Consider the following 6,970-nt stretch of genomic DNA (forward strand, 5'->3'; position numbering starts at 1 on the left):
GAACTTCAAGGGTTTTTGCGCGTGCTGATTGCCAATCCGGCGGCTACTGCCCCCTATGCGACCAAGGCCGAAAAGACGCGGGGACGGCTCTTTCCCGAAGCGGAAAGCGCAACGCGCACCGCCTTTCAGCGCGACCGCGACCGGATCATTCATTCCGGTGCCTTCCGGCGGCTGAAGTACAAGACGCAGGTTTTTGTCTATCACGAGGGGGACAATTACCGGACGCGGCTTTCGCATTCACTTGAGGTCTCGCAGATCGCGCGGTCCGTTGCCCGTGTTCTCGGGCTTGATGAAGACCTCGCTGAAACGCTCGCGCTTGCCCATGATCTCGGCCATACGCCGTTTGGTCATGCTGGTGAAACGGCGCTTGATGAGTGCATGGCGGAGTATGGCGGGTTTGACCACAACGCCCAGACGCTCCGCATCGTCACCAAGCTGGAGCGGCGCTATGCGAATTTCGACGGGCTGAACCTCACCTGGGAAACGCTGGAAGGGCTGGTGAAGCATAACGGCCCGGTCCTCGTGCCGGGTATCGGCATGGACGATCTGCCGCGCGCCATTGTCGAATATGCAGAGACGCAGGATCTGGAGCTTGCGACCTATGCAGGGCCGGAGGCGCAGGTGGCCGCCCTTGCCGACGACATTGCCTATAACAATCACGATATTGATGACGGGCTTCGGGCCGGGCTTTTCAGCATTGATGATCTCTTGGCGCTACCGCTTGTCGGCAATGTCTTTCAGGGCGTGATCGACCGTTATCCGGGTCTTGAGACAACGCGGATCATCCATGAAGCGGTGCGCGAACTGATCGGCAGGATGATCGCCGATGTGATGGACGAGACACGGGCGCGGCTTGCCGAAGCAAAGCCTGAGACGGCCGAAGACATACGCGCGATGGACCGGCCGCTTGTCGCCTTCACGCCAGAGATGAACGAGCATAATGCGGCGCTCAAGGCCTTCCTCTTCGAGCGCATGTATCGCCATTACCGGGTCAATCGCTCTATGAGCAAGGCGCAGCGCATCGTGCAGCAGCTCTTTGAATTGCTGCATGGCTCGCCCGATCAGTTGCCGCCGGAGTGGCAGCAGGGCTGTGACGGTCCGAATGGCTTCAAGACGGCACGCCGCGTCTGCGACTTCATTGCGGGCATGACGGACAAATTTGCCATTGAGGAACATCAAAGGCTTTTTGACCTGCATGACCCGCGGTCATAGGACTTGGGGGGCGTCGTTGCGAGCAAGGCGAAGCGGGTGCGGCTCCTCGCAATGACGGTCTGGTCGGGCCAAAAGTCCGGCCTTTTCCGATACTCTCTAAAGGCTGGAAACGGCAGGGCGGCGCGGCTAGAGTGCGCGCCCGGCGGGTCCAAAGGCAGCTAAGAGCATGAATATTTTTCGTTATTTCGAAGAACGGGTTGAGGCGGCGTTTGGCAGCCTTGTCAGTGAAGGCGTTCTGCCGGCGGGGCTGGATCTCACACGCGTTGCCGTCGAGCCACCGCGCGATCCCTCCCATGGCGACCTTTCAACCAATGCGGCCATGGTGCTGGCAAAGCCTGCCGGGGCGAAGCCACGCGAGCTTGCTGAGCAGATTGCGGCGCGGCTTTCATCGGAAGCCTCTGTAACGGAAGTGTCGGTTGCGGGGCCTGGCTTCATCAATCTGCGGCTTGCGCCTTCCTTCTGGCAGGCGCGGGTGCCGGACATTCTGCGTGCCGCTGTCTCTTACGGCGCGAGCGATCTCGGCGCGGAGAGCGCCGTGAACGTCGAATATGTTTCTGCGAACCCGACCGGGCCAATGCATGTCGGCCATGTGCGCGGTGCCGTTTTTGGCGATGCGCTGGCGAACCTTCTCGAGAAGGTCGGCTACAAGGTCTGCCGCGAATATTACATCAATGATGCGGGTGGCCAGATCGAAGTTCTCGCCCGCAGCGCGCTTCTGCGGTACCGCGAGGCGCTGGGCGAAGATATTGGCGCGATCCCGGAAGGTCTTTATCCGGGCGACTATCTGAAGCCTGTTGGGCAGGCGCTTGCCGCAGAACATGGCCGCAGCCTGCTCGAGATGAATGAGGCAGATGCGCTTCGTGTTGCGCGTGAAACGGCTGTCGCGGCGATGATGGAACTCATCAGGGGCGACCTTGCCGTGCTCGGCATCGCGCATGATGTGTTCTTCTCCGAATTGTCGCTCCACAAATCCGGTGCGGTGGAAAAGACGCTGAAGAAACTTGAAGACAAGGGCCTCATCTATATCGGCACGCTGGAGCCGCCCAAGGGTGAAGTGCCGGATGATTGGGAAGCACGCCCGCAGACGCTTTTCCGCTCGACGCAGTTTGGTGACGACACTGACCGCGCGCTGAAAAAGTCCGACGGGAGCTGGACCTATTTCGCACCCGACATTGCCTATCACCTCGACAAGTTCGAGCGCGGCTATCGCACCATGATCGATGTCTGGGGCGCGGACCATTCCGGCTATATCAAGCGGATGCGTGCCGCCATCGAAGGCGTTACCGGCGGGGAAGCCGAGTTCGATGTGAAGGTCTGCCAGATGGTGCGGCTCTTCCGCAATGGTGAGCCGGTGCGCATGTCCAAGCGCGCGGGCGATTTCGTCACGCTGCGCGATGTAGTGGATGAGGTCGGCAAGGATGTCGTCCGCTTCATGATGCTGACCCGCAAGAATGACGCGCCGCTCGACTTCGACTTTGCGAAGGTGATGGAGCAGTCGCGCGATAACCCGGTCTTTTATGTGCAATATGCCCATGCGCGTATTCATTCCGTGCTGCGCAATGCGGCGGAGACAGGGGCGTACGATCTCTCTGATTCCGCGCTCGCCAATGCGGATCTGTCGCGCCTGACGGATGAAGCCGAAATGTCGCTTGTGCGGCTCATGGCGAGCTTCCCCCGGCAGGTGGAGCAGGCAGCGCAGGCGCATGAGCCGCACCGCATTGCCTTCTATCTCGACGATCTCGCCGCCGCATTCCATGCGCTCTGGAACAAGGGCAAGGATGAGCCTTCCCTGCGGTTCATTCAGGCGAACGATCCTGATGCTACGCTTGCAAGGCTCGCCCTGATTCGTGCGGCGGCTTATGTCATTGCGGCGGGCCTCGGGATATTGGGGGTCGAGCCGATCGAGGAGATGCGCTGATGTCACGACGCGGCGGTTGGGATGAAGAGCCCGAATATGACATCGATCCTGACCTCGAGGATTACGAGGCTTATGATGATGAAGAGGAAACGGGCAGCGGTCGTCGTCGCACGCTAATCCTTCTCAGCATCGTCGCGCTGCTTGCCGTGTTTGCCGGTGTGATGCTGCTTGCCTATCGGCAGGGATCGCAGGAAGGCGTGAATGGCGCGCCGCCTCTTCTCCGCGCCGACGGCTCGCCGATCAAGGTTCCGCCGGAAAATCCGGGCGGCAAGACATTCCCGCATCAGGATGCAGAGGTTTACAGCCGCATTGCGGGTGAGCAGGCCCGCGCGCGGGACGAGGGGGAGCAGTTGCTGCCGCCCGCCGAGGAGCCGCTTGCCATCGAAGATCCGGCGCCGATCCGTCCGGACGATCAGGCTGCGCTCGACCGCATGGCACAGGCGATCGAGGGCAACCCATTTGATGAGCCTTCCCCGGTTATCCCCGGCGGGGCTGAGGAGCCGGTGCAGATTGCCCCTGTGCAGCCCGAGCCGACGCCCGTTGTGCCGGAAGTTGCCGCACCTGCGCCTGCCGCTCCGGCCCCTGCTGCATCGGGCAGCGGCGGATATGTTGTCCAGCTTGCGGCGCTGCGCGACGAGGCATCGGCCCGCGCGACATTCGAACGGCTGCGCAATACGCATCCCGGCCTGCTTGGCGGATTGAGTCTTGATATTCAGCGGGCCGATCTTGGCGAGAAGGGAATCTATTACCGCGCCCGCGCCGGTTATCTCGACAAGGCGGCGGCAGATGCGCTTTGCGAGAAGCTTCAGGCGGCCGGGCAGGGCTGCATTGTGAGGGAGCGGTGAGCGTTTTTGCCTCGATCTATGGCTGTGAGGGAACCGGGCTTTCGGAACGCGAGGCCCGGTTCTTTCGCGATGTGCGGCCCTGGGGCTTCATTCTCTTCGCACGCAACATTTCGGATCCCGAGCAGGTGCGCCGCCTTGTGGGCAAGTTGCGCGAGGCAGCGGGCCATGAGGCCGAAATTCTGATCGACCAGGAAGGCGGGCGTGTGCAGCGCCTTGCGCCGCCTCATTGGCGGGGCTTTCCGCCGGGGCGCTGGTATGGCTCGATCTATGAGCGGGATGCGAAAGCGGGGCTGGGGGCGGCGCGGCTCGGGGCCATGCTCATCGCTTCCGAACTGCGCGACCTTGGCATCACGGTTGACTGCCTGCCGGTTCTCGATGTGCCGGTGCCGGGCGCCCATGATGTAATCGGCGACCGCGCCTATGCGGACAGGCCGGAGCCTGTCAGCGCGCTTGGCCGTGCGGCGGCAGAAGGGGTGCTGGCGGGGGGCGTGCTGCCCATCGTGAAGCATATTCCGGGGCATGGCCGCGCGGGTGTGGACAGCCACAAGAGCCTGCCGGTTGTGGACACACCGGCCGAGGAACTTGAGCGGATCGACTTCGTGCCGTTCCGCGATCTGCGTGACATGCCGCTCGCCATGACGGCGCATGTGGTTTATTCGGCCATTGATCCCGACCGCCCGGCGACGACCTCGCCGGTGGTCATCGAAAAGGTCATCCGGGGCTTTATCGGCTTTGAGGGGCTTCTCATGTCGGATGATCTCTCGATGGAAGCCCTGTCCGGTACGCTGGCAGAGCGGGCCAGGGCGAGCCTTGCGGCGGGCTGCGACCTCGTTCTCCACTGCAATGGCAAGATGACCGAGATGGAGGCGATTGCCGCGGAGGTGCCGATTCTCTCGTCCCGGGCGTCAGAACTGACGGAGAAAGCCGTTTCCTTGCGGAAAGACGCCCTTGTTTCCTTCGATCTGGACGATGCGCGGTGCCAATTCGACGCCCTTACCGCCACTTCGTGACGGAAGCTGGGGATAAGCCGAGAAACGGGGTACCGGCCCCAAGGGGGGCGGGTTATAAGGATCAACCGTCTTCAGGCTGGCCGGGCAAAGCGGCCTGGGACGAGGGGTTTTCAACATTTCGGATCGGATGCAACAGGCAGTCATGACCGGGGCGCCTACCGAGAGCGACGCTGACAGTGGTGTCATGCCGGATGCCGCCTCGACTTTCGAGGAAGGCGCGCCGCGCGTTGCCGTGGAGCCGGATGAGAACACGTTGATCGTGGACCTCGACGGGTTCGAGGGGCCGCTCGACGTGCTGCTCATGCTCGCGCGCAATCAGAAGGTCGATCTCACCCGCATCTCGATCCTGAAATTGGCCGAGCAATATCTGGACTTCATCACGCAGGCGCGGCGGATGGAGCTTGATCTTGCAGCTGACTACCTCGTCATGGCGTCGTGGCTCGCCTTCCTGAAATCGAAGCTGCTGCTGCCACCGCCCGAGGAAGAAGAGGGGCCGAGCGGCGCAGAAATGGCGGCGCGGCTTGCCTTCCAGCTTCAGCGCCTCGAAGCCATGCGCAAGGTTTCGCAGGAGATATTCAAGCGGACCTGCCGGATGGGTATCCATGTCTTTCCGCGCGGTGCGCCGGAGGGCATTCGCCTTATTAAAACAAGCGAGTATCAGGGGACGCTCTACGATCTTCTGAAGGCTTATTCCGATCAGCGCCTCAAAGGAAACGAGACGAAATGGGAGCCGAAGCGGCTTCCGATCATGGCCATCGAGGCAGCCCGCCACCGGCTTGAGCGCATGATGGGCATGATGTTCGACTGGGGCCGCATAGAAAGCTTCCTGCCGCTTGAGGAGATGACGCCTGCGCTCCGCCGCTCGGCCATTGCGAGCACGTTGAGCGCGGCGCTTGTGCTTGCCAAGGACGGGCTGATGGAAATCCGCCAGACCGGCGCTTTCAGCCCGGTTTTCGTTCGCCGCCGTGAGACGCCCCCCGATCCACTGCCTTCCGATGATGCGGAAGACATGCCTGAGAAGACTGAAGAAGAATGAGCGACGAGAACACTGTGAACGAGGCTGATGATCAGGCCGAAAACACCAATGGTGGTGAAGGCTTGCCGCCTGAGGCTGAATCAGAAGATGAGGCGCTTGAGGCTGTCTCTCAGGATGATGATGCCGTTGAGGATGCGGATGAGGCGGATGCAGACGACGATGCAGACGCCGACGAGGATGGCGTGGAAGCAAGGAACGTCGTTCGTTTCCCTGGCAATGCGACGGACCATGCGCAGTTGATGCGGATGGTCGAGGCGCTGCTCTTTGCTGCCGCCGAGCCGCTCGACATTGACAGCATCGCAAGCCGCCTGCCCGAAGGCGCGGATGTGGGTGCGGTGATCGAAGACCTGCAGAAGCTCTATGAAACGCGTGGGGTCCATCTCGTCCGCGTTGCCAACAAATGGATGTTCCGCACGGCGGATGATCTTGCCTTCCTGATGGAGCGAGAGGCGGTGGAGCAGAAGAAGCTCTCCCGCGCGGCAATGGAGACGCTCGCGATCATTGCCTATCACCAGCCTGTGACACGCGCGGAGATTGAAGAAGTCCGCGGCGTTTCCGTCTCGAAGGGCACGCTCGATGTGCTGATGGAGACGGGCTGGGTCCGGCTTCGCGGCCGCAAGCGCACGCCGGGGCGCCCCGTGACCTATGGCACGACCGAGGCCTTCCTTGTACATTTCGGGCTGGAGAGCATTGGCGATCTGCCGGGTCTCGATGAACTCAAGGCCGCCGGCCTTCTCGACGGACGCTTGCCGCCGGGCTTCGATATACCGACGCCGAGCGAAACGGGCGGGGATGGTGACGGCGATTTCTCGGATGATGAGCCGGAGGAATATGGTGCCGCCCTTGACGACCATCTTTCTCAGGACCAGGCGGACGAGGAGTAAGCGCAGGTTTTTCCATTCCGCTCACTTCAACCTGTCTCTCAGATTCTGAAGAAAGGTGTTTTGCC

Annotated in this window: 6 protein-coding genes; all 6 read left to right on the forward strand. The window is 61.9% G+C overall.

Translation table 11 applies throughout. From position 1 onward, the window contains the following. Positions 1-21: 21 nt before the first annotated feature. The 6 genes from WBF74_RS09780 (at position 22) to scpB (ending at position 6,905) form a co-directional block, all read left to right on the forward strand. The gene (locus WBF74_RS09780) at positions 22-1,212 is read left to right on the forward strand and encodes a deoxyguanosinetriphosphate triphosphohydrolase (RefSeq protein WP_424438863.1); all 1,191 of its coding nucleotides are present in this window, start codon (positions 22-24) and stop codon (positions 1,210-1,212) included. A 166-nt stretch (positions 1,213-1,378) separates the two neighbouring features. Then, positions 1,379-3,130, forward strand: a complete 1,752-nt coding sequence (gene argS, locus WBF74_RS09785) for an arginine--tRNA ligase (protein ID WP_424438848.1) — start codon at positions 1,379-1,381, stop codon at positions 3,128-3,130. After that, positions 3,130-3,975, forward strand: coding sequence for an SPOR domain-containing protein (locus WBF74_RS09790; RefSeq protein ID WP_424438851.1), 846 nt, complete (start codon positions 3,130-3,132; stop codon positions 3,973-3,975). The genes argS and WBF74_RS09790 overlap by 1 nt, the downstream gene beginning before the upstream one ends. Further along, on the forward strand, positions 3,972-4,985 hold the full coding sequence (nagZ, locus tag WBF74_RS09795) for a beta-N-acetylhexosaminidase (protein ID WP_424438854.1): 1,014 nt from the start codon (positions 3,972-3,974) through the stop codon (positions 4,983-4,985). Before WBF74_RS09790 ends, nagZ begins: the two co-directional genes overlap by 4 nt. A 142-nt stretch (positions 4,986-5,127) precedes the next feature. Beyond that, the gene (locus WBF74_RS09800; RefSeq protein ID WP_424438857.1) at positions 5,128-6,021 is read left to right on the forward strand and encodes a segregation and condensation protein A; all 894 of its coding nucleotides are present in this window, start codon (positions 5,128-5,130) and stop codon (positions 6,019-6,021) included. Next, a complete protein-coding gene (gene scpB, locus WBF74_RS09805; protein WP_424438860.1) occupies positions 6,018-6,905 on the forward strand; it encodes an SMC-Scp complex subunit ScpB in 888 nt (295 codons plus the stop codon). The genes WBF74_RS09800 and scpB overlap by 4 nt, the downstream gene beginning before the upstream one ends. The last annotated feature ends 65 nt before the right edge of the window (positions 6,906-6,970 follow it).

It is taken from the genome of Parvibaculum sp. (genome assembly GCF_049672805.1).
In the GTDB taxonomy this organism is placed as follows: Bacteria; Pseudomonadota; Alphaproteobacteria; order Parvibaculales; family Parvibaculaceae; genus Parvibaculum.

What these genes read in the sequence shown, in the direction of transcription:
- argS (WP_424438848.1), top strand. Translation starts at nt 1,379, where the DNA reads ATGAATATTTTTCGTTATTTCGAAGAACGGGTTGAGGCGGCGTTTGGC.
- WBF74_RS09790 (WP_424438851.1), top strand. Translation starts at nt 3,130, where the DNA reads ATGTCACGACGCGGCGGTTGGGATGAAGAGCCCGAATATGACATCGAT.
- WBF74_RS09800 (WP_424438857.1), top strand. Translation starts at nt 5,128, where the DNA reads ATGACCGGGGCGCCTACCGAGAGCGACGCTGACAGTGGTGTCATGCCG.
- scpB (WP_424438860.1), top strand. Translation starts at nt 6,018, where the DNA reads ATGAGCGACGAGAACACTGTGAACGAGGCTGATGATCAGGCCGAAAAC.